General features: G+C 34.8%; 23 protein-coding genes and 3 tRNA genes. 5 read left to right on the top strand and 21 right to left on the bottom strand.

Going from position 1 to position 22,502, the window contains the following annotated elements; translation table 11 throughout:
• Positions 1 to 23: 23 nt before the first annotated feature.
• Entirely contained in the window at positions 24 to 584 is a 561-nt protein-coding gene (locus MTQ00_RS21485; RefSeq protein ID WP_273650931.1) for an RNA polymerase sigma factor, read from the bottom strand.
• A gap of 276 nt (positions 585 to 860) precedes the next feature.
• On the opposite strand from MTQ00_RS21485, the gene tyrS reads away from it, so the two are divergent.
• Positions 861 to 2,156: a tyrosine--tRNA ligase gene (gene tyrS / locus MTQ00_RS21480; protein WP_273650930.1), complete on the top strand. Its 1,296-nt coding sequence runs from the start codon at positions 861 to 863 to the stop codon at positions 2,154 to 2,156.
• 85 nt (positions 2,157 to 2,241) lie between these two features.
• Here the strand turns inward: tyrS and MTQ00_RS21475 are convergent, their stop codons facing one another.
• Together MTQ00_RS21475 and MTQ00_RS21470 are read right to left on the bottom strand one after the other, a co-directional pair.
• Positions 2,242 to 3,105 (bottom strand): hypothetical protein, encoded by an 864-nt coding sequence (locus MTQ00_RS21475; RefSeq protein WP_273650929.1) that lies wholly within the window; start codon positions 3,103 to 3,105, stop codon positions 2,242 to 2,244.
• 569 nt (positions 3,106 to 3,674) lie between these two features.
• Positions 3,675 to 3,962 carry a hypothetical protein gene (locus MTQ00_RS21470; protein ID WP_273650928.1) on the bottom strand — a complete coding sequence of 96 codons (288 nt, stop codon included), beginning with the start codon at positions 3,960 to 3,962 and terminating at the stop codon, positions 3,675 to 3,677.
• 224 nt (positions 3,963 to 4,186) lie between these two features.
• On the opposite strand from MTQ00_RS21470, the gene MTQ00_RS21465 reads away from it, so the two are divergent.
• The 3 genes from MTQ00_RS21465 to MTQ00_RS21455 all read left to right on the top strand — a co-directional run bounded on the left by MTQ00_RS21465 (position 4,187) and on the right by MTQ00_RS21455 (position 6,783).
• The gene (locus MTQ00_RS21465; protein WP_273650927.1) at positions 4,187 to 4,825 is read left to right on the top strand and encodes an alpha/beta hydrolase; all 639 of its coding nucleotides are present in this window, start codon (positions 4,187 to 4,189) and stop codon (positions 4,823 to 4,825) included.
• 109 nt (positions 4,826 to 4,934) lie between these two features.
• A complete protein-coding gene (locus MTQ00_RS21460; protein WP_172276718.1) occupies positions 4,935 to 6,257 on the top strand; it encodes a PDZ domain-containing protein in 1,323 nt (440 codons plus the stop codon).
• A gap of 1 nt (position 6,258) precedes the next feature.
• Positions 6,259 to 6,783: a hypothetical protein gene (locus tag MTQ00_RS21455; RefSeq protein WP_172276716.1), complete on the top strand. Its 525-nt coding sequence runs from the start codon at positions 6,259 to 6,261 to the stop codon at positions 6,781 to 6,783.
• Here the strand turns inward: MTQ00_RS21455 and MTQ00_RS21450 are convergent.
• Positions 6,780 to 7,799: a L,D-transpeptidase gene (locus tag MTQ00_RS21450; protein WP_273650926.1), complete on the bottom strand. Its 1,020-nt coding sequence runs from the start codon at positions 7,797 to 7,799 to the stop codon at positions 6,780 to 6,782. The genes MTQ00_RS21455 and MTQ00_RS21450 overlap by 4 nt on opposite strands.
• A gap of 255 nt (positions 7,800 to 8,054) precedes the next feature.
• On the opposite strand from MTQ00_RS21450, the gene MTQ00_RS21445 reads away from it, so the two are divergent.
• Complete coding sequence (locus MTQ00_RS21445; protein ID WP_273650925.1) at positions 8,055 to 8,795, top strand: M12 family metallo-peptidase; 741 nt, start codon at positions 8,055 to 8,057, stop codon at positions 8,793 to 8,795.
• Positions 8,796 to 8,908: 113 nt separating this feature from the next.
• Here the strand turns inward: MTQ00_RS21445 and nusG are convergent, their stop codons facing one another.
• The 17 genes from nusG to dapB all read right to left on the bottom strand — a co-directional run bounded on the left by nusG (position 8,909) and on the right by dapB (position 22,490).
• Positions 8,909 to 9,400, bottom strand: a complete 492-nt coding sequence (gene nusG / locus MTQ00_RS21440; protein WP_273650924.1) for a transcription termination/antitermination protein NusG — start codon at positions 9,398 to 9,400, stop codon at positions 8,909 to 8,911.
• Between the two features lie 847 nt (positions 9,401 to 10,247).
• Positions 10,248 to 10,321: transfer RNA gene (locus tag MTQ00_RS21435), tRNA-Asp, on the bottom strand.
• Between the two features lie 32 nt (positions 10,322 to 10,353).
• Positions 10,354 to 10,427, bottom strand: a tRNA-Asp gene (locus MTQ00_RS21430).
• Positions 10,428 to 10,459: 32 nt separating this feature from the next.
• Positions 10,460 to 10,533 (bottom strand) — tRNA-Asp (locus MTQ00_RS21425).
• A gap of 128 nt (positions 10,534 to 10,661) precedes the next feature.
• On the bottom strand, positions 10,662 to 10,979 hold the full coding sequence (gene trxA, locus MTQ00_RS21420) for a thioredoxin (RefSeq protein WP_034682284.1): 318 nt from the start codon (positions 10,977 to 10,979) through the stop codon (positions 10,662 to 10,664).
• Between the two features lie 85 nt (positions 10,980 to 11,064).
• Positions 11,065 to 12,240: a cysteine desulfurase family protein gene (locus tag MTQ00_RS21415; RefSeq protein ID WP_273650923.1), complete on the bottom strand. Its 1,176-nt coding sequence runs from the start codon at positions 12,238 to 12,240 to the stop codon at positions 11,065 to 11,067.
• A gap of 1 nt (position 12,241) precedes the next feature.
• The gene (locus MTQ00_RS21410) at positions 12,242 to 12,706 is read right to left on the bottom strand and encodes a hypothetical protein (RefSeq protein WP_172276704.1); all 465 of its coding nucleotides are present in this window, start codon (positions 12,704 to 12,706) and stop codon (positions 12,242 to 12,244) included.
• Positions 12,707 to 12,729: 23 nt separating this feature from the next.
• Complete coding sequence (locus MTQ00_RS21405; protein WP_172276701.1) at positions 12,730 to 13,317, bottom strand: HAD family hydrolase; 588 nt, start codon at positions 13,315 to 13,317, stop codon at positions 12,730 to 12,732.
• A gap of 4 nt (positions 13,318 to 13,321) precedes the next feature.
• Positions 13,322 to 14,047 (bottom strand): SDR family NAD(P)-dependent oxidoreductase, encoded by a 726-nt coding sequence (locus tag MTQ00_RS21400; RefSeq protein ID WP_273650922.1) that lies wholly within the window; start codon positions 14,045 to 14,047, stop codon positions 13,322 to 13,324.
• Positions 14,048 to 15,367, bottom strand: coding sequence for an FAD-binding oxidoreductase (locus MTQ00_RS21395; RefSeq protein WP_172276695.1), 1,320 nt, complete (start codon positions 15,365 to 15,367; stop codon positions 14,048 to 14,050).
• Entirely contained in the window at positions 15,364 to 16,251 is an 888-nt protein-coding gene (locus MTQ00_RS21390; protein ID WP_172276692.1) for a decaprenyl-phosphate phosphoribosyltransferase, read from the bottom strand. Before MTQ00_RS21390 ends, MTQ00_RS21395 begins: the two co-directional genes overlap by 4 nt.
• A 107-nt stretch (positions 16,252 to 16,358) precedes the next feature.
• A complete protein-coding gene (locus tag MTQ00_RS21385) occupies positions 16,359 to 17,048 on the bottom strand; it encodes an OmpA family protein (RefSeq protein ID WP_172276689.1) in 690 nt (229 codons plus the stop codon).
• Between the two features lie 25 nt (positions 17,049 to 17,073).
• On the bottom strand, positions 17,074 to 17,565 hold the full coding sequence (locus tag MTQ00_RS21380) for a lipocalin family protein (protein WP_172276686.1): 492 nt from the start codon (positions 17,563 to 17,565) through the stop codon (positions 17,074 to 17,076).
• A 123-nt stretch (positions 17,566 to 17,688) separates the two neighbouring features.
• Complete coding sequence (locus MTQ00_RS21375) at positions 17,689 to 19,371, bottom strand: S8 family serine peptidase (RefSeq protein ID WP_172276663.1); 1,683 nt, start codon at positions 19,369 to 19,371, stop codon at positions 17,689 to 17,691.
• Between the two features lies 1 nt (position 19,372).
• Positions 19,373 to 19,996, bottom strand: a complete 624-nt coding sequence (locus tag MTQ00_RS21370; RefSeq protein ID WP_373428002.1) for a WbqC family protein — start codon at positions 19,994 to 19,996, stop codon at positions 19,373 to 19,375.
• 58 nt (positions 19,997 to 20,054) lie between these two features.
• Positions 20,055 to 21,710, bottom strand: coding sequence for a signal peptidase I (lepB, locus tag MTQ00_RS21365; RefSeq protein WP_273650920.1), 1,656 nt, complete (start codon positions 21,708 to 21,710; stop codon positions 20,055 to 20,057).
• Positions 21,711 to 21,788: 78 nt separating this feature from the next.
• On the bottom strand, positions 21,789 to 22,490 hold the full coding sequence (gene dapB / locus MTQ00_RS21360; protein ID WP_172276654.1) for a 4-hydroxy-tetrahydrodipicolinate reductase: 702 nt from the start codon (positions 22,488 to 22,490) through the stop codon (positions 21,789 to 21,791).
• Positions 22,491 to 22,502: the final 12 nt, after the last annotated feature.

Below are 22,502 nucleotides of genomic sequence, written 5' to 3'. Positions count from 1 at the left end.
GATATTTTAATGCTTAAGGCTTATCAATCCTCATCAAACTCATTGTTTTTGAGAAGCTCAGCCAGGACTTTTTTAGCACGCATTACCCTTACTTTGGTATTTGCAACAGAAATTCCCAACTCTTCAGCTATTTCTTTTATGCTTTTCTCTTCAAAAAATCTAAGTTTTATGATATCCTGATAATTGGCATCTAAGGATTCAATTGTTTTAATGATTTTCTTTTGCTCTTCGTCAGAAATCATCAGTTCTTCCGGAGATTTGGCAAACTGGTTCTTCACTTCATCCAGGTTTTCTGTCGGATCCTGATTTTCACGGCTTCTCTTCCTCCAAAAATCAATAACCGTATTCTGAGCAATTGTCAGTATCCATGTTTTAAACTGAAAATGAGGATCGTACATATCCAGTTTAGATAACACCTTTGAAAAAACATTGACCGTAATTTCATCTGTATCATTTTCGTCACGGACTTTTTTCATCACAAAAGAAAAGACATCCACCCAAAAAACATTAATGAGTTTTGTCTGGGCCTTCTGGTCTTTTTCTTTAGCTTTCTGAATAAGTGAAAATAACTGTTCGTCGTTCATTAGTAACAAATATAATTTATTTTCGGGGAAATGACAATATGGCTGAATGGCAAAATCGCAAAATCCAGGATTCGTAAAACAGTTACCTGGACAGCTTTTACATGATAAAATGATTATGCCGTGATCATGAAATCATGAAAGGTAAATTGACCCATATAGTATGGGATTCTTGTCTTTCAGTTTTTTGGCTTTTCGCTTTTTAGCCCTCACACTTTACCATCCGTACTTCTGAATTTACTATCTTTGCACAGTTAAATTTTAAAGAAAAATTATAATATGAATTCCTTTATTGAAGAATTAAAATGGCGTGGTCTTTTTGCTGATATGATGCCAGGAACCGATGAACAACTGAATAAAGAGGTAACTACTGCGTATATCGGTTTTGATCCAACTGCTGATTCTTTGCATATTGGAAGTCTTATTCAAATTAAAATTTTAGCTCATTTTCAACAGCATGGCCACAAGCCTATTGCATTAGTAGGAGGTGCTACCGGGATGATCGGCGATCCTTCAGGAAAGTCTGCGGAGAGAAATCTTCTGGATGAGGAAACACTTTTACATTATGTCGACTGTTTGAAAAATCAGCTTTCTCAGTTTCTGAATTTTGATGGAGATGGAGCCAATAAGGCTGAGTTGGTAAACAATTACGACTGGATGAAAAACATCTCGTTTTTAGACTTTGCCAAAAATGTGGGAAAAAACATCACTGTAAACTATATGATGGCTAAAGATTCCGTAAAGAAGAGATTCTCAGGGGAAGCCGGAGCTGAAGGAATGAGTTTTACTGAATTTACTTATCAGCTGATTCAGGGGTATGATTTCCTGCACTTGTACCAGAATAATAATGTAAAGTTACAAATGGGAGGTTCTGATCAGTGGGGAAATATCACTACAGGGACAGAACTGATCCGCAGAAAGGCACAAGGAGAAGCTTTTGCATTAACGGTTCCTTTGATCACGAAAGCAGATGGCTCCAAATTCGGAAAATCCGAGAGTGGTGAAAATTACTGGTTAGATAAGAAGAAAACATCACCGTATAAATTCTACCAATTCTGGCTGAATGCAACCGATGCTGATGCCGAAAGATTTATTAAATTTTATACATTCCTGGGTAAAGAAGAAATTGAAGCATTAATAGAAGAGCACAAAACAGCTCCACATGAAAGAAAGCTTCAAAAGAAATTAGCTGAAGAAGTAACCGTATGGGTTCATGGAAGAGAAGAATATGAAAAGGCTTTAAAGGCTTCAGAAATTCTTTTCGGCCGCTCCACTGCTGAAGATTTAGTAAGTCTGGATGAGGAAATTTTCCTTGAAGTTTTTGACGGAGTTCCACAAAAAGAAGTAGCAAAAGCAGATGTATTGGGAATCAACATTATTGATCTTCTTTCAGAAAAATCAGGATTTTTAAAATCAAAAAGTGAGGCCCAAAGAGAGATCAAAGGAAATTCAATTTCCGTAAACAAGCAAAAAATAAATGATACTTTTACAGCAAACGAAAGTGACCTGATCGATGGTAAATTTTTATTACTGCAAAAAGGTAAAAAGAGTTATTTTATTGTAAAAGTAGTATAATTCAAAATCATATATAAATATATAAAAAGACTATCTTTCTCAAGATAGTCTTTTTTAACTTTACATTATGTATATGCGTGTTTTATTAAAAACCCTCTGCAATAATCATATAAGTATAAGTATTGCCTCCGCCCGAGATATAAAATGTAACGCGATAATACTTATTCACAGAAGCATCTACAATGTGGATGATATTTAATTCGCTATTGGCAATCGAATCCGTATTAGATTTGTCTAAGAATTGGCCTGTTGAAAAATTTGTATTAGTGTAAGTAATTGATTTATTATCATATTCAAAACCACCACCTGCATATTGTTGATTGATTCCTAAAAATAATATCTTGTCATTGCCTGGGTTATCTGTTAGCGCCAAATAAGGTTTACAACCTCCTACATTGTCTCCATTTCTACTTCTAAAATAAAATTTAAATTGATCAATTTCTACTGCCCCATCTGTTAAAGCAGCTGTACAAGGTGCCGTTTTCGTAAAAATTATTTTTTTCACTTCACTGCCGCTTGTATTGGTTTGGGGTTGAAAGTAAGACCAAACCGGAGCTCCAGGTGTATTTGAATTATAATAAAACCCAGCTCTTTTTAGGTCCCCTGCACCTGTATTGTACACCAATAGACCTGTTGCAGGATTTAAAATGGTAGTAGCGTCTGTTGTTGATTTAAGAGCTACCCTATTTACTAAAAAACCTTTATTATCACTCGCTAATGTAAGATCAGCAGACGGATCTGGTGTAATAGTAGCCACACCTACATTTCCTCCGGAAGTTATTACAAAATCATTAGCTTGCTGAGTAACAGTAGGAACACCAGTCTTTTCGTTATCTTTCCCACCATCAACATGGAGAATTGCTTGAGGATTGGAAGTATTAATCCCTACTTGAGCAATTGTGATATTAAATATACAAAAGCTTCCTACTAAAAATAGTTTTTTTTTCATCTTGTTTTATTTTTGAATTAATTTTATACGTTTTTAATGGGATTATATTTTATTGATTATCTGACCAATATAACAAATTCTTTTTTTTTCTGCCAAAATTAGAATATGATTATGCTCAGTAATCGTAATACTTAGAAAGAAATTTTTATTCTATAAAAGGTTAAATTTAAATATGGTTTTGCTCTTTAATTTTATATTCTTTCACCGCAATAAAAAGTTTGATACCCATTTTTCTTCAACAATAAAGAGCTCAATGTTGTAGTTTACTTATAATATTTTTTTATCCAAATCAAATATTCTGTAATAAAAAATACTAATTCCCAACATGCACGTAGTGTTTAACAGAGCTACAAAAAATATTATCTGAAAATAAGAAAACCGCCTAAAAATAAGCGGTTTGTTCTTTATTTGTAAATTTGATTTTTATAATTCCAAGAAGCTGTGAAAAACAGCAGCACTTAAAACACCTTTACCAACAACGGTATCACTCTTTGCCACTTCTCCATCAATCCAAATGTTCACAATGAGTTTAGAATCATCGTCAGGCATCGTGGCATTAGCTGAAAGATTTAACTGGGCCTGGCTGGAGTTAACAAAAATTCGCCGCTTGACCAAGGAAGGGTAATTGGAGTCAATGTAGTATTATACATATTATTTACCGTAGTTCCAACCTGAGTAACGATGGTTTTTGAAATAACACCTGTACTCCCCTTTACTTCAAATTGTACGATATGATCTTTAAAGTCTTCATCGTCATCATCTTTTTTACAAGAATTTAATATAGAAATTACCGAAAATAATACGATGAATAAAAAAGAAAGTCTTAATAAACTTTTTGATTTGTAAAATTGCTTCATTTCTCCAAATAGATTTTTTAATGTTTCAAATATAGGTTTTTTATCAATATAAAAATAACTTTTATGAAAAATTTCCAATAAAGATTTCCAAACAATATCAAATCAATAAAAATAATATTTATGTCTGATTTTAAGCATTATTCATATTTTATAGTTAAAATTAAAGCCGTGATTATTCAAAACATAAAAATTTAGCAATTTGATTTATTACTTATCTTTGTAGTATGAATTTAGATTATATTGTAAGAGAACCAGAAAATATTACTTCTTCTACTCCAATACTTTTTATGCTTCATGGTTATGGAAGCAATGAACAGGATCTTTTTAGTTTCAGGGAAACCCTCCCCGCCGACTGGATCATCGTTAGTTTCAGGGCTCCAAAGAATACTCAATTCGAGGGATATTCATGGTATGACATTGATTTTAATAATCCAGAAAACTTTATAGATGTCCATCAGGCAAAAGAATCTCTGAACAGTGTTCTGAAGAATATTCTAAAAATAATTAATCAATACGGAATTACTGAAAGCAGGGCCCATTTATGCGGCTTCAGTCAGGGTGGAATTTTATGCTATGCCCTGGCATTACAATATCCTGATTTATTTAATTATGTGGCGTGTTTGAGCAGCTATCCTGAAGAGAAAATCTTAGGTGATATCGTTAGAGATAAAAAGAAATTGGAAAAGCTTAGATTTTTTGTATCCCATGGAACCGATGATGCTGTAATTCCATTAGAATGGGGAAGAAAGGCTGCAGATCTGCTGTATGAATTGAGTTGTTATTTTACTTTCAGAGAATACATGAGTGGACATGGAGTAAATCAAAAAAATTATATTGACCTTATGGATTTCTTTTCGAAATAATTTACGGATAATAAAACATATCAGACAAAACATTAAAAATTACATAAACATTCTCAAAATAGAGAATGTTTTTTATTTTACATAGCGATAAATTGCTTATATTCAGTAAATGAAATATCGATGTTTTATCTGGCTTTTATTGATTAGCATTTTTATCAATGCTCAGAACTCTTTTGAGATTAAAGATGCTAAAAAGACGGTAGTTCCATTTAAGCTGATTAATAATCTGATTTTCATTCCGGTCAATATTAATGGAGCAGATCTAACCTTTTTGTTAGATACAGGAGTTGCTGAAACATCAATTTTCAGCCTCGAAAACAAAGAAGTAAAACTAACAACACTTGAAAAGATCAAATTTTCAGGTTTGGGTGGGAACGCAAGTATAGATGGATTTCGTTCCGATAATAATACAGGTACAATAGGAAAAAATTTCATCAATAAATCTCTGAGCCTTTTTATTATCGTTAATCAGGAATTTAATATTTCTTCTCATGTAGGAATCCCTGTTAACGGGATCATAGGATATCATTTTTTTAAAGATCATGCTGTTTCTATAGATTACGTTTCCAAAAAGATTACCATCTACAACGATATTGAACTGCTTAGGAAAAAAACCAAAAGATTTGAGGAGTTTCCCATTTCTATTGAAAAAAATAAACCGTATATTGAAGCAGAGGTTGAAATGACCAATGAAAAGAAGACATCCAAACTTCTTATAGACTTAGGAAACAGCGATCCTATATGGCTCTTTCCTACTCTTATAAAGAATTTTGTGTACAACCGTCCTAATATTGATGATTTTTTAGGCAGAGGATTTAACGGAGATGTATACGGAAAAAGAAGCCGTATTCATAACTTTTATCTGGGGGATTTTAAATTTGAAAAACCTCTTACCGCGATGCCGGATGAGTTTTCTATTCAGCATGTAAATCTTGTTGAAAACAGAAGGGGTTCAGTGGGAGGAGAAATTCTCCGCCGATTTACTATCATTTTTGATTATCCTAACCAGAAAATCTACTTAAAGAAAAATAAAAATTATGACGACCCCTTCCATTTTAATATGAGTGGTCTTGATTTTCAACAGGATGGATTATCCTGGGAAAAAGATTTTGTAGCCCTTGAAACCGGTGCAAAAAAGGCAAGTAATGAAATCGAGGTGATTAATAATAACTTACAGTACAAATTTGTACTAAAGCCTTTATTTTCTATTGCAGGTGTACGTAAAGATTCTCCCGCAGATAGAGCAGGACTAAAAAAAGACGATCGGATTATTACAATCAATGGTAGAAAAACCCTTGACATGACTTTGGAATACATTATGGAACTGATGAAATCTGAAGAAGGAAAAACCATTACCATGCTTATAAAAAGGAAAGACCAGGAACTTACACTGAGCTTTACTCTGGAAGACCCAATCCCCTATCAGGAATAATATGAAAACAGAAGAAACCACATTAGATAAGATACGCACACGACCGAGGTTTAAAATGTTTACCCATCTCAGTAAGGAAGAATATGCTGAAAACCTTAACAAATACCTCAAGGAACACAAAGGAGAATTTTCCGGCAATGTCAATAAGGAGGTAGCTACCATCTGTGTAGAAACACCTTATGATAATTACTGGAAACCCAGACTTTCTCTTCGCGTGGAGGCAGAAGATGATGATATTGTGATCCGTGGAGTATTCGGGCCAAGCTCGGCTGTGTGGACCTTCTTTATGTTTCTCTATTTCTCTTTTTCGATTTTATGGATGACCTTTTTCACCATGTACTATGTAGAAAAACAAATCAAAAGCAATGAATTTCCTTGGGCACTCAATGCCTCGTTTATCATGTTGCTTTGTATTGCCGCAACATATGCTGCGGCCAGATTCGGACAAAGTAAAGCTAAAGATGAAATGCAGAAGCTCAGAAAATTTGCAGAAGAATCTACTTTACAATTTGAAAAGAAGTCTTAAGGTGCAAGCACTTGGGGCTTCACTGCAGGTTCCTGAATCTCAACAGCCTTCGCTGCCTTGATAGAATCTGCTACTTTTTCCCTGTTCTCCTGCTCTTTTATTATTTTTTCAATATGGGGCTCTATGAGCTTATTCATTTCTTCTACAGAAATATTATTTGCATTAGGATCATCCAACAGATTTCTCCACGGTTTCCTGTGCCCCCATTTGTAATCACCAAAAACCATTACTGCAGTTCCTTTTGCTTTAGTGGTGGCTCCTCCCGGATTCAGGATCCAGGTATCTGCATAAGAATATAACCATTGGGCATCATTTTTCAATAGCCGTAGACACGAATGCGATGCCGGATAGCCGGGTAGGTCATATTGATGCCATCCGATTCCTCCTGTGTTAAAAATATTGAAATTATAAGGTAATTTCCATTCACTACTAACCGTCGAAATGGAAAGCTTCTTTTTCCAGTTGGCAAAAGTTAATCCTCTTGTGGTCTGTGCGGTTTTTTTTCCCATACTGGTTGGTCCCCACTTTACAAGACTCCCGTTGGAATACACTCCATACGCCTGAATCGGATAAGAAAAAATAACAAATTTCTTTACATTACTCAATACATCCAATTGCATTGGAAAAGGTGAATAAGCCATCAGTGTGGTATCTATTTTGGTCGGAACTACCAATGTATCAGAATTCCATTTATTTTTAGAATCCAATCTGTTCAGTGCTAAAATAGCATACCGTTCTCTTTCATTATATTTTTTGCTGAATGCAGCATATACAGAATCTCTAAGCTTTTTATCTTTTGGAAGTACAAAAGCATTATAAAAGCCGGTTTCCTGCATTGCCGGAGGTACAGATTCCTTTTTAACCACTGAATCTTTTTTTATTGAATCAGTTTTTTCCGTTGGACTTTCTGTGGTAGTTGTATCGGTTCCTAAAGTATCATTTATTTTTTCAATTTCCTTTTTACATGATACTAAAAATAAAACCAGTATAAGACTGTATAAAAAAGATTTTTTCACAATTACGTTCATAAATTTAAAAGGTCGATTAGTTTTGCTACTCAGTACAAATATCAGACCTAAAACGGAATAATCATAATGATGGTTAAAAATATCGTAAAAATACGGTTAAGAACGATTAAAGTATCAGTATAAAAGCTGACTGACACTATCATTATCTATGAAAAATCAATTTGTTTTCATTAATAAAAACAAACCCGCCGGGTTTGAGAAATGAATTCAACATAAAAACAGATATAAAACAAATACATTACTGTGATATTGCTACCACAAAACTTATTTTTACTAATATCCTGTAGCAGAGATAATGAATTCAGCAATGGATCATCAGATTACAACCACACGCGTCCTGTTGGCGCGTCAGCCAACGACCTATTAAGCAATAACCGGTATAATTCATTATTGATCGAAATTCAGTATATGCCGGGATATGCCCCGAATTCGCAAGCTGTTGATCATGTGAAAAACTTCCTATCCACTTTTCTCCGCAAAGATGGTGGTATAACCGTTATTCAAAGAGAAATTCCGGGAACGTCCTCCTCCACTTTATCTGCGGATGATATAAGACAAATTGAGAATACAAACCGAACTGTATTTACCAACGGATCAACTCTTGCAGTAAACATTCTATATACCAACGGGAAATATAGCGGCAATTCTAATACGTTAGGAATTGCATACCGCAATACTTCAATTGCTTTATTCGGAAAAACAATTCAGGAAAATTCCGGAGGATTTGGGCAGACCAGCAGAACAAAACTTGAAGCTACAGTGCTTGAGCATGAACTGGGACATTTGATGGGATTAGTAAATCTAGGATCACCGATGCAGACAGATCACAAAGATTCTTCCAATGGAAACCATTGTAATAATCAAAATTGTCTGATGTACTACGCTTCTGAAACCACAGATATTTTAGGCTTTATTATAAATGGAAATGTTCCTCAATTGGATAATAATTGTAAAGCTGACCTTAAGGCAAATGGTGGAAAGTAACTAACAAAAGGATAACATTATATAAATACATTGTATAGTATAAGAATATACCATACAATATATTTTATTTCTCTAATAATTAAGCTAATATCCTTATAACTCCATTATAGATCTTAAATTAAATGATAAGAATGCATTTCAGCTAAAATACTATACTTTAATGATTCAATTCTTACACAGATTTTTTTCTTGTTATCTATTTTTATTATTTCACAGTCATAATTTTCAAAAGGCCCTGAAGCGATTCTCCTCTTCTCACCAACTTTAATATCTAATGAATTTCTAAGTTCAACATCTGAGAATTCATTAAGAAATACTCTTATTCTATCTATTTCTTCATCAAGAACACGAACCAGTCGATTTCCAAACTTGATAAATATGACCACACCTTCAATCGCAAGAGCTCGTAAGTAATCTTTTATTGTTTCTAAATAAATAAAAACGTAAGAACTAAAAAGCGGTTTTTCAACCTTCTTTTTACGATCACTCCATTGAGAGATTGTTTTATTGAGAGGTAAATACACTTTGAAATTTTGCTCAGTTAGGATTTGAGCAGTTTTTTTTTCGTAACGTGATTTGGTATAAATAACATACCATCCTTTCATGAAATTCATTTCTATATAATTATAATCATTTTACATCTTCTCCTTTCAAGTCACACCTGTTAACTTAAATTTTTCTTGAAAACTATAAGGGACATGAAATAACAGAAAAAGACATTTGCAATACTTCTACTTTTCCTTACCATGAAATAAAACGTTAGTAGATATGTTCACACTTCTTCTATCTGTAGAGCAAAGATGCATTAGCTTTACACAGTTAACAACTAAAGCATATCTAGATTTATAAATCTGGGGTAAGTTATTATAAGAAATTTATACGTACGGATAATGCAATCGAGATTTAATCATATAATTATCAATAATTTACAAACACAAACTAATAATATAATTAGGAAGGAGTTTAAAATATGTATTTTGCTTTTTAAAGCATAAAGTTCAAAAGAAACTGTTACTTATCTCTGATTTATTTCAATATTTTATGTTTTCACATCGTATAAAATAGATTTCATTTACATGATTCTTTATAAACGGAATTGAATGATAAAAAAACTTTACATACATAAAGTAAGGCTGAAATTTATGCTAATACTATCCTTTAAAAAGAAAAGTAAAAAATGCTCATGTATATTTGATATTACTTCGAGTAAGGATAAATTAAAAAGTAATTATACTTAGATAGCATGATCAATCTATCACAAAAGATGAAATTTCTGATTATTGACAGGGAAGTAGTTTTTGTGTTGTAGAACTCCATTATAAGCTCACATTCTTTCTTTATGCCAACCACAAATATCTATATAGTAAATCAAAAGTAAAAAGGAAATCTTTCCGATTATATTTACTTTAAAAACAAAAAATGCTGTAAATAATATTACAGCATTTTATATTGCGATCCGGACGGGACTCGAACCCGCGACCTCCGCCGTGACAGGGCGGCATTCTAACCAGCTGAACTACCGGATCAGTAGTTCTATAATTTCAAATAAATTTGATTGCGATCCGGACGGGACTCGAACCCGCGACCTCCGCCGTGACAGGGCGGCATTCTAACCAGCTGAACTACCGGATCAGTAGTTCTATAATTTCAAATAAATTTGATTGCGATCCGGACGGGACTCGAACCCGCGACCTCCGCCGTGACAGGGCGGCATTCTAACCAACTGAACTACCGGATCAAATTTTGTTAAAGAACTTGTTTCTTTTTTGTGATTGCAAAATTACACCTTTTTTAATTACCTGCAAATTATTTGTTAAAAAAATGCCTCCCAAAAGCGGAAGGCATTCATTATCAAAGTTATTTTTTTTATAAGTGTGCGCTTAATTTTTCTGCGATCACTTCTTTTGGTGTTACTCCAACTAATTTATCAACAACTTCACCATTCTTAAAAATAAGAACTGTAGGGATATTTCTGATGCCATACTGCATAGAGATTTCCTGGTTGTTGTCTACATCTACTTTTCCTACTACAGCTTTTCCTTCAAAATCTGTTGCTACTTCTTCAATGATTGGTCCCAGTGTTCTACAAGGTCCACACCATACCGCCCAAAAGTCTACCAATACTGGTTTATCAGATTTCAAAACCGTTTCCTGAAATGAGCTATCCGTAATTTCTAAAGCCATTTTTTTTATTTTATTTAAATTAATATTCTATTGTTTTTTTAATCCTTAATTGGATCATCAAAATTACTACTTTTCAGCAATAAGGTTATCTATGCTGAACATTTGTTTTTTCTATAACCAAATCATCTGAAATTTCTTTCAGGGCATTTACGAAAACATCAATATCCGCTTTTGTGGTCATATGGCTAAATGAAATACGTAAAGGTGTACAATTATCCATTTCATCTTCTGATAGAACCATCATCATAACCATTGAAGGTTTTGATGCTCCTGACGAGCAAGCACTACCCTGAGAAATGGCGATCCCTTTCATATCCAACTGCAAACCTATTAGCGGATTTTTATATGGTAAAAGGGCACTTAAAACAGTGTATAAACTATTTTCAGTTTCAGCACTTCTTCCATTGAACTTAATCCCTGCTATTTCAGCAGATAATCTTTCAATGGTATAATTTTTTATTTCCTTAATATGATGGGTGTATGCTTCCATATGATTAAGAGAAAGCTCTAAAGCTTTTCCAAGCCCCACAATACCTGCAACATTCTCAGTACCGGCTCTCAGACTTCTTTCCTGAGGTCCTCCTGTGATAATCCCCTTAAGGCCTGTCGCTTTCCTGATAAAGGCAAAACCTACTCCTTTTGGTCCATGGAACTTATGTGCACTGCATGAAGCAAAATCTACCGGAATGTCAGAGAAATCAAGATCGATATGCGCCATGGTCTGAACAGTATCAGAATGCAGAAGTGCATTATTTGCTTTGCATATCTCAGCCATCTTTTTAAGGTTGGTAATATTTCCGATCTCATTATTGGCATGCATTAAGCTTACAAGGGTCTTTTTATCTGATGCCTTTAAAAGTTCTTCCAATTTATTAAGATCGATATCTCCTTTTTCATTCGGACGGATATAAACGACCTCTACCCCTTTTCTTGCCTTCATATCGATTATACTCTCTGAAACACATTTGTGTTCCAGTGGAGAGCTGATGATTCTTTGTACTCCAAGGTGTTCCACACTGGATTTAATGATCATATTGTTGGACTCTGTCCCACATGATGTAAAAATAATCTCAGCGGGCGTTACATGTAGATAATCAGCCACCTGCCTTCTCACATTTTCGATCAGGATTTTAGCTTCCTGCCCAAAGCTATGTGTAGAAGAAGGATTTCCAAAGTTTACCTTCATGGTACCTACCATTGCATCAATAACTTCTTCTGAAAGGGGTGTTGTTGCTGCGTTATCTAAATATACTTTATTCATTTTATTTTGAATATTTTAATACGACGGAATTGAATTGATAATTGGAAGGAACTGTAAAAACCACCCAAGGATTGGATATCACCTGGATCTCCATTCCTCCGGACTCACGCTGTGGAACTTCTACATACAAAATATTATCCTTCACAGAAAGACTTTTTATCTCACTGATCTTATGGTCTCCTGACCTAAAAGTTCCAAGGTTGTATAAAACAGCTTTTTGATTTTTTGGAAAGGCAGGGTATTTAATTGCTGCATCCTGTCCTAGTTCAGCAAGGCTGGAATTACCTTTTATAATTTTCTGAAGCTCTTCTTCACTTTTAAGAATTTTGAAGCCAGCGGTTTCAGTGCCACCCTGAGATTCAGAAACAAGGATTTCACCTCCTTTTTGTGTATCATTAGATACTGAAGACGGTGCACTTGTACAGCTCATGAAAAAAGCAAGGAACCAAATAAACAGTTTATTCATTGTTACATTTTTACCTCCCAAAATTAGTGAAAAAATTGGTAATGTCCTTCATTTGCCCATTTCAGCATTTGCTTATCTCCTGAAGTATCGCCAAAAGCGATTATTTTATCGTATTTTGAATTGTTGATCTGCTCCTGGATTCTTATGAGTTTTTCTTTTCCGTTACAGTTTTTCCCTATAAAATTCCCTGTAAAAATACCGTTTTTAAACTCTGCACGCGTGGAAACCAGCTGCATTTTCAATTCCTCTGCAAATGGTTTTACCCAGATATCCAGAGAAGCCGTAACTAATAGACTCTGAGTATTATTACGATCTATATTTTTAATAAAGTCGAGTGCATTTTCACGCACAATCTTAGGATAGTGCTGCTCAAAAAACTGTCTCGATTTTCGTTCTATTTTTTCTTGTGATTGTCCTTTCAGTATTGAACCGATGAAGCTTTTTTTGACCTTTTCCGTTTCCGCCAGTTTTAATTTCAATAAAATAAACAGAGGAACATGTCTCAAAAATTGTATATGGTATTTCGTAGAATCATAAAATTTCAGATACATAAACATTGTATCCTTATAGGTAATCGTTCCATCAAAATCAAAACAATACAATTTTTTCATTTTATCAGAGCTTTAATTTTTTAAATACAAATTCAGGAATATTCCTGATCATCATCATAATAATTCCCCAGACAGGCAATACATAAGCTACATTTTTTTGTTTTTTATACGCATTGTAAATGGAAGCTGCAGCCTGTTTTGGCTTGGCCGTTAACCTTGGATTTAACGGAAGCCCTTCTGTCATTTTAGTTTCCATAAACCCTGGTTTAATCGTCAGCACATGCACTTTCTTATCAAACAGATAATTCCGTAGCCCGCTTAAATAGGCTGTAAAAGCTGCTTTTGCACTTCCATAAATGAAGTTACTCTGCCTCCCTCGATCTCCTGCCACAGATGACAATCCTATGATTGTACCTGATCTTCTGCTTTCAAATTTCTGGGCAAAATAATTCATCACAGGAACCAGTTTTGAATAATTGATATTAATTATTCTTTCCGTATTTTTATTATCATACAAACCTTCTTCTGTTCCATCTCCTAAATATCCCGTTGCACAAAATAATACATTTGAATTGACATGATCAAATCGGGTGTAATCTATTTCTTTCATTAAATCCAACTCAATCACCTCAGCCTGTTGCAGAAATTTAACATCAATATGTCTTGCGAACCTTTCCGTGGTTTCCTTATTTGAGGTCAGAAGATAGATTTTCTCATATTTTTCACCTTCCTGCAGAGCCTTTTCAACAAAGGCTTGTGCTACTTCAGAGGTACTTCCCAGAACTATCATTTATGAATTATTATTTATGATTCTTTTGTGCTGTAACGACACAAATTTAGGATTTTGAATATTTTTAAGGTAATTCGTCAAAGAAGATTTACTCATGCTGTCTTTGGTCAAATAAATTCTACCTCCGAATTCCTGAACAATATCATCAAGCTGTTTTACCAGCTTTTTAAGTTTCGAATTTACTTTAAAATCAAGTGCCAAAGTGTACCCTTCTATAGGAAATGAGTTGTAAGCTTCCTCGTTATTCTTTCCAAAGAGTTTTAAAACAGCCAGAAAGGATCCATTTCCGCTATTGGCAATGGTTTCCAGGATCTTCTTCATCCCCTCCTTTCCGGAGTCTTTAGGAATTACCATCTGATATTGGATAAAACCTGATTTACCATAAATTTTATTCCAATCGGTAACAAAATCCAGAGGGTAAAAGTATGTTTCATAATCTATAAAGCTTTTAACTTCTTTTTTAGACTGCTTTTTATAATACAGCAGATTAAATATTTTTACCGTTAAAGCATTCAGGACAAAGCCCGGAAAATAAAAAGGGACAGTTGGTTGAAACTTTTTCTTTAGCCGTAGAGGACTTTTTGCCATATTCTGAGGAAGTTCATGCTGAAAAGCATGTTCTCCCCTCATCAAAATGCTCCTTCCAATATTTTTACCCTTTTGTAAGCAATCGATCCAGGCAACAGTATATGTCCAGTTTTCACTTTCTTCAAAAAGCCTGAATATTTCATCAAGGTTTTCAGCTTTAATACTTTCCTGGCGAATATAAGCTGATTCTATATTTTTAAGCTTAAACTTTGCCGTCAGAATGATGCCCGTAAGTCCCATTCCGCCGATAGTTGCCCAGAATTTATCTGAATTCGTCTCTCTTGAACATGTTATGATCTCCCCATTTTCATTCATGAGTTTAAACTCAATGACATATTCTGAAAAACAACCTTCTGAATGATGGTTTTTACCATGTACATCTGATGCGATGGCGCCTCCAACAGTAACAAACTTGGTTCCCGGAGTTACATAAAGAAAGTATCCTTGCGGAACAGCTATTTCCAAAACATCTGAAAGCAGCACTCCGGATTCACATTCTATAATACCATTCAACCGGTCAAAGCTGATAAATTTATTGAGTTTTTTTGTCGAAAATATATGTTCCCCTAATGAAGCATCTCCATAACATCTCCCATTCCCTCTTGCGATCACTTCATTATGGTTCAATACAAATTCCCTTATATTTCTGAAGCTGTCTTCAGACTTCATTTCTTTTTCCACTACAGGAAAATTGCCCCAATTGGTAACTTTTTGTATGAAATTCGGCTTCATTTTTTAAAATAAATTTGAATTAAAAATGTTGCAACCCATAATAGTAAGGTAACCTGTATATACCTGTCCCTGTACACTATTTTTGTAGGGGATTCCGTTCTGTTATACACTAGAGTCTGCTGCAGGTATCTGAGAAAGGCAAATACTACAAAAATAACGGTATAAAAAACCCTTTCATGAAATTTTGCCTGCACCTCTGGTGACAGGGTAAACATTAAATAACACATAATGGCTAATGTAACAGAAATAGACAGTGCTATATCGGCAAACTGTACGTTATAACCATCCAGAGCACGTCTTGTCTTACCCGAAACCTGCGCATTGATTAATTCACCTCTTCTTTTTCCTATTGCCAATACCAATGCCAGAACAAATGTAAGCAGTATAGCCCATTGTGAAATACTTATTCCGGTAATGTAACCTCCTGCAAGAACCCTTAATACAAACCCTGTGGCTATGATAAAAATATCAATAATAGGAACATGCTTCAACCTGAATGTATAAGCAAGATTCATCACAAAGTAAAATGCAATAATGGTTGCAAATTTCCAGAGAAGTTGCTCGAAATAGAACTGAGCAAAAAGAACAAGGAAAATATCTGTAATTGCGAGTCCTATTAAAATTCCTATAGCTTTTGATTTAGAGATAGCACCACTCGCCAGCGGTCTTCTTCTTTTTTCAGGATGCCTGCGATCTGCCTCTATATCATTGTAATCATTCAGAATATAAACCATGCTGGCAGCAAGCGAAAAGATAACAAAAGCAAAAATACTCTTGGTAAGCAGATCAAGGTTTTTGATATTGCCGGAAAAAAATAATGGCACAAAAACAAATAAATTTTTTACCCATTGTTCTACACGCAGCAGTTTAAGATATTTCTTCATTTATGTTATTTCAATTGCAAAAATAGTAATTTCAAGATGAGTAGCATAAAAGTACAAAAAAAACCGCCGTGGCGGTCTTTTAAGAAAATATTTATATATTAAATTAATTACTTGCCTTGTTTGGCTTCATTAATCATTTTTTCATTGGCTGTAATGGCAAACTCTACCCTTCTGTTTTTTGCTCTTCCTTCTTCCGTATCATTGCTAGCTACAGGCATATTTTTACCTTCTCCTTTCGTAAACATTCTTCCTGAAGCGATTCCTTTACCTGCTAAATATGCTTTAACCGCATCTGCTCTTCTCTGAGAAAGGGCCATATTATAAGCATCTTTACCAACGCTATCTGTGTGTCCATAGATATTGATGTTCGTGTCAGGGTTATTGGCCAATACCTGAGCTAATTTATCAAGGTTGGTCTGAGCTACAGAGGTAAGGTTAGATGAATCGAATGCAAAGTTTACTATACTTTCGTTCATCGTCACTTTAATACCATCTCCTACTCTTTCTACTTCAGCACCAGGTAAAGTTTCTTTAATTTCTTTAGCCTGCTTATCCATTTTGTTACCGATAACATTACCTGCAACACCTCCAATAATACCTCCCAATACTGCTCCTAATGCTCCGTTTCCTCCTTTACCTACGTTATTACCTAAGATACCTCCAAGTACAGCTCCCGATGCAACACCTACTGCTGTACCTCTTTGCTGGTGGTTAGAATTCTGAACTGCTTCACAACTTGTCAATAATAAAGTTGATGATAGGAAAATACCTGCGATATATGTTTTATTAAATTTCATCTTTTTAATTTTTTCTTGTTATAAATTATTTCATTCCAGTTCTTTGGAAATTGTATACCACTCTCACTGTGCTTCCATCAAATGGAACGTTTTGTTCAAGTGAAAACTGATCTGTAGATTGGTTGATCAAATTTAAAGAATAACCAACCGTATTTTGTTTAGCTTTTGTTCCTTCAGCAATTTTCTTAAACATAAAAGTATTTCCACCTTTAACTTCAAATTTAATTGGCTGTGTAATGCTAGGGCAACTTCCACCTCCATTTAAGGTATAAGATCCTGTGTAGTTATTGGGAATCAATCTCCAATGACTTCCTACGAAACATTGTGCATCTGCTCCTTCATCAAACGGTTTAATTTTAAATCCTTTATCATAATCGATACTAACAATCTCCCAATCTCCTTTAATCTTTAAAAAATCAGATTTTTGGTTTTGTGATGTTTGTGCATTTTTCACTGAGGAACAAGACACTGCAAAAAGTGATGTTCCCAACATTCCTGCAAGTAGTAACTTTTTCATTTTGTCGTTTATTTTTTGTTACATTAAAGTTACAAAAAACCGTGCCAAAATTGAAAAATAAAAACAAAAAAGTCCGAAAAATTCGGACTTTTTATCACATACACTGTAATACAGTGAAATATATTATTTTTTAACGGCCTTTTTTACGGATTTCGTAGCCTTTTTTACAGCTGATGCCTTACCGTTATAGAAGTTAGTATAAGCATATTCAGCAGCCTTCTTTAGATCGATAACACCTCCGGCTTGAGAAAGGTCGGCAAATCCATTTTCCGTACTTGGATTACTTGACTTTACAAGAGCTTCAATAATCTGGTCAGGTCTTAAATTAGGCATATACGCTAATAAAACCGCAGCAGCACCGGCAACAACAGGTGATGCCATTGAAGTTCCCTGAAGATATTCATATTCACTCGTTGGAACCGTAGAATAAATCTCTTCACCCGGAGCAAAAACATTTACCATTTTCTTGTTAAAGTTAGAGAAGCTCGCTCTCAACTCATTGTTTCTATTAGTACTTGCTCCAACAACAATCACGTTATTTACGAAAGGTTTTTCGTCTGTAATATTTTTAAAGTTGGTAGGATATGCAAGATGCTCAGCAACATCTTCATTTTCATTTCCGGCTGCCTTTACAAGGAGAACTCCTTTATCTTCGGCATATTTGAATGCATCCCAAACAACATTTTTACCGGGAGACACTGGTTTTCCAAAGCTCATATTTAATACTTTAGCTCCATTATCTACAGCATATCTGATGGCGTTAGCAACATCCTTATCTCTCTCATCTCCATTAGGAACAGTTCTCACGGACATAATTTTTGCTACTCTTGAAGCTACCCCGTACTGAACTTCTTTCCCCTGAGGTAATCCAGCAATAATACCCGCAACGTGAGTCCCGTGTTCTGCATCAGGCCCCTGATAATGATTATTACCGTAATTTTTTTGAGAATAATCATCATAGTTATCTCCAACAATTTCGGCTCTTGTATCATAGCTTAGATCATATTGTTTTGCTGCAGGAGCAAAATGATCGATAGCGCCTTTCATTTCTTTCTTCATTGAAGTTTCGAAATCTGCAGAAGATTTCCCTGCAAATTCAGGACTATGGGCAACCTGAGTCAGAATATTAAGTGCAATTGCATCTTTTTGTTCTGTTGGAGCCTTTATAGCAGCAATATTTTCAGAAGTCACTGATTTCCCTCCTAACAATTTAATCATGTTCGGAATCAGATCATTGATCATTGTGTATTGCTGGAGACTTTGCTTAGCTTCAACACTTTTCTTTGTGAAAAGTTCTTTAGCCTTCATATACATGGCAAACTCTTCAGGCATTTTAGCTTGATTGGCTTTATTCTTAGTAGAATCATCTCCTTCGAATACAGGCTTATATTTAGCTACGACCCTTGTCACCTCCATATTATCCACGTCTACATCACCATTCTTTCCTCCGATAAAATTCCATCCGTGAACATCATCGATATAGCCATTACCGTCATCATCTTTTCCGTTACCCGGAACTTCATTCGGGTTTGACCAGATATTTTTGATCAGTCCCGGATGATCCACCTGCACTCCACTGTCCAGAACACCTACAACAACAGTCTTAGGCTTCAGACCTTTAGATTCTAAATATTTATATGCATTTTCTGTATTGACACCATATACTTTGGTTGTTCCAAAATCTTTATGGTACCAGGTCATTAAATCTTTATTTTCTTTCGGGTCAACGCTCTTCGCCTGTGCTTCCTGTGCAAAAGCAGAATTAAAGCCTGCTAAAAAGACAGCAGCTAATAATACCTTTTTCATACTAGTATGATTGTTTAATATTTTTTATATAAGTCAAAGATTCAGGCCCTTTGTTACAAATAAGGTCCAAAATTGACAGATCACTTAAAAATCCCATTTTATCAGAAAATGTCTGATAGTAATCATCCATTTTATATTCGGAAGCAAATTTTGCAGAAAATTTTTCTCTGAAATTTACTTCTTCAGGATTTTTGATATACTCTTCATTCAAAGAGTATGCCTTTTCCGTTTTTAGGATTTGTTGTATGATCTCTAAACCTTTAAGATTGAAATCCAAAAGATAGTTTTCTTTTAATTCAAATAATCTGATCAGTTTATCTTCATAAAATTCGAAATAAGGAGAACTTTGATAAGCTGTCTTGATAGATTTCCAGTGGAGCTTTCTCCAATCTTCCCTGTTGGAGATCTCTATTTCTTTGAATTGTCTTTTACCCGTATGACTGATCGGGATGATCAAAGAAAGTTTTCCGTTTGCCCCATAAATATTCGCCCGGTTTCGGTACGTCTGTTTGGGAAAATTTTCGAATTGTTCAAAAGTAACCTCATTTTCAGGATCTAAAAACACTGAAAACCAGGAAATCGGTGGTAAATAAAACACCGGTAATAATACATTCTTCATATTCATAATACAAAAATGAAGTATTTTTTCAAATACTTCATTCTATTTTAAAATTTATTTTACTTTATAAATCCTCCTCAGTTTTTTTCTTTCTGAATAGTTTAACAAAATAGTCCCATCCGAAGAATAGAATAAGAATCATCGCTGCAATCCACCAGTATGAAGTTTTATTGGCTTCTCCTGTATTTGTAGCTTTAAACATTCTCTCCCAACGGATCTTGAAAGGCGCCTGATATGTAGAGCTGGCATCTTTGAAAACACCTTGCAGACTCATCCATGTAAACATTGGCTTTCCTACAATATTTTCTTCAGGAACAAAACCAAAGAATCTTGCATCAAGTGAAGCATCTCTGTTATCTCCAACCATCATATAATAATCCTGTTGTATTGTATACTGATTGGCTTCCTTACCATTGATTAAAATTTTTCCGTCTTTATTTTCCAGGCTATTGTGTTCATACTCCGAAATAATCCACTGATACATCGGAAGCGTTTCTTTATTAATTGCGACCACATCACCTTTCTTAGGTATTCTAAGAGGTCCGTACCAGTCCTGATTCCAAGGCTTATTGATAGGAAATATAGATTGAGTGGTATCGATACTTTTTGTGTAAGCCGTTCTGTCGGCGTTAAGCTTGTGCTGAACCGTAGCTGAGTCTTTAGGAAAAATACTTTCTTCCATATCAATTACGTTCGGCAATGCTTTGATCTCTTTAGCCGTTTTATCGGTTAATCCCTGGAACATGTATACAAATCCTTTATCCGTCTGCATTTCCCGTACCGGTAAGAATCCATACGTATTGTATAATCCTGGAATATCCAATTGAGTACCTGTGTTAACTGTATATGCGTGCTGAACTTCCTGATCCCCTAACACCGTTTCTGGTTTTCCGTTTACAAAAAGTCTTCCAGCTCTCATTTCAAAAGTATCGCCGGCAGTTGCCACACATCTTTTTACATAAGGGTCTTTCCTGTCAATAGCTGTATGCACTGAATCCTGAGGATAGTTGAAAACAAGGACATCATTTTTCTGAGGTTTGCTGAATTGCATTATTCTGGCGTAAGGTAGCGTCACTCCATCAACATAAGATTTGGGATCATCCTTCGGGTTTCCTTTTTCTCCGGAATCAAAGATTGTTCCCTGTAAGAAAGGAATTGCAAGCGGACGCATCGGCAACCTGTACCCATAGCTCCATTTATTTACAAAAAGGAAATCTCCTACTAAAAGGGTTCTTTCCATTGATCCTGTAGGAATACCGAAAGGTTGTGTTACAAAAACGTGAATAATCGTTGCAAATACAACAGCAAAAGTCACTGAACCGATGAAGGAATCTTTCTTTTTGGCATTTTTCTCTTCATCCGTCAGGAATAGCTCATTTTCGTCTTCTACTTCTGTATCTTTAGAATAATTGACCGTAGCCATGTAAATGAACGGCAAAATAACAGTTAGAAGCTGGTGCTGGAAAAGATTTTTTCCAAACTTTTTCATAAGATAAATATGAAAAACCGACATCATAATCGGACCTACGATCGGCAAATAGGATAAAATAGCCCACCATCTAGGGTGTTTGGTCTCTTTTAAAACAATAAAATAATTGTAAAAAGGTATAAAAGCAAATAAAGGGCTATACCCTAATTTTTTGAACAGCTTCCATGTTGAAATCCCCATTAATACGGATAAAATGAGAACGTATACTGTATAAGTTAAAAAATAATTCATAAATTTCGTGCCTTATTCTATTGATTTGTGTTGAGCAACTGTTTTTATTAGTTTACTATTTGGAGCATTTGTTACAAGTTAAAGCCCTAAAACATCTTTCATTGTAAAGTTTCCTTTCTTGTCTTTAATCCATTCCGCAGCTACTACGGCCCCTAATGCAAAACCGTTTCTGTTAAATGCGGTATGCTTTATTTCAATTTCATCCACTTCACTCCTGTAAAAGACACTGTGCGTTCCCGGAACTTCATCTTCACGAATAGCGAAAATACCCAGCTGATTCCCCTGAGTTTCTTCAAGCTTCCAGGCATCAAATTTGGGATTATTTCTAAATATTCCTTCGGCCAGAGAAATTGCCGTTCCGCTTGGAGCATCCAGTTTATGAATGTGGTGAATTTCTTCCAACTGACAAGAATATTCGTTAACATTTTTCATCAGATCAGCCAGCTTTTCATTTAAAGCAAAGAATAAATTAACGCCTAAACTAAAATTGGAACCATATAAAAATGCCGTCTGATTTTCCACCGCAATTCTTTCTACTTCAGCCTTTTTCTCTAACCATCCTGTTGTACCGCAAATCACTGGAATTTTATTTTCCAGACATGCTTTTATATTATTAAAAGCTACTTCAGGTAACGAAAACTCGATAACAACATCTGGATTATTAAGGTTTTCAGCAGTTGGAGTTTCTTTAAGGCGGGCAACTACTTCATGTCCTCTATTTGTTGCAATCTCATCAATGATCTTGCCCATTTTTCCATATCCAACTAATGCTATTTTCATGTAATTTATTTT

This window comes from Chryseobacterium sp. B21-037, assembly GCF_028570785.1.
Classification (GTDB): Bacteria; Bacteroidota; Bacteroidia; order Flavobacteriales; family Weeksellaceae; genus Chryseobacterium; species Chryseobacterium proteolyticum.
Note: the sequence above shows the minus strand (reverse complement) of the source record. Positions and strands in the feature narration are given on the sequence as shown.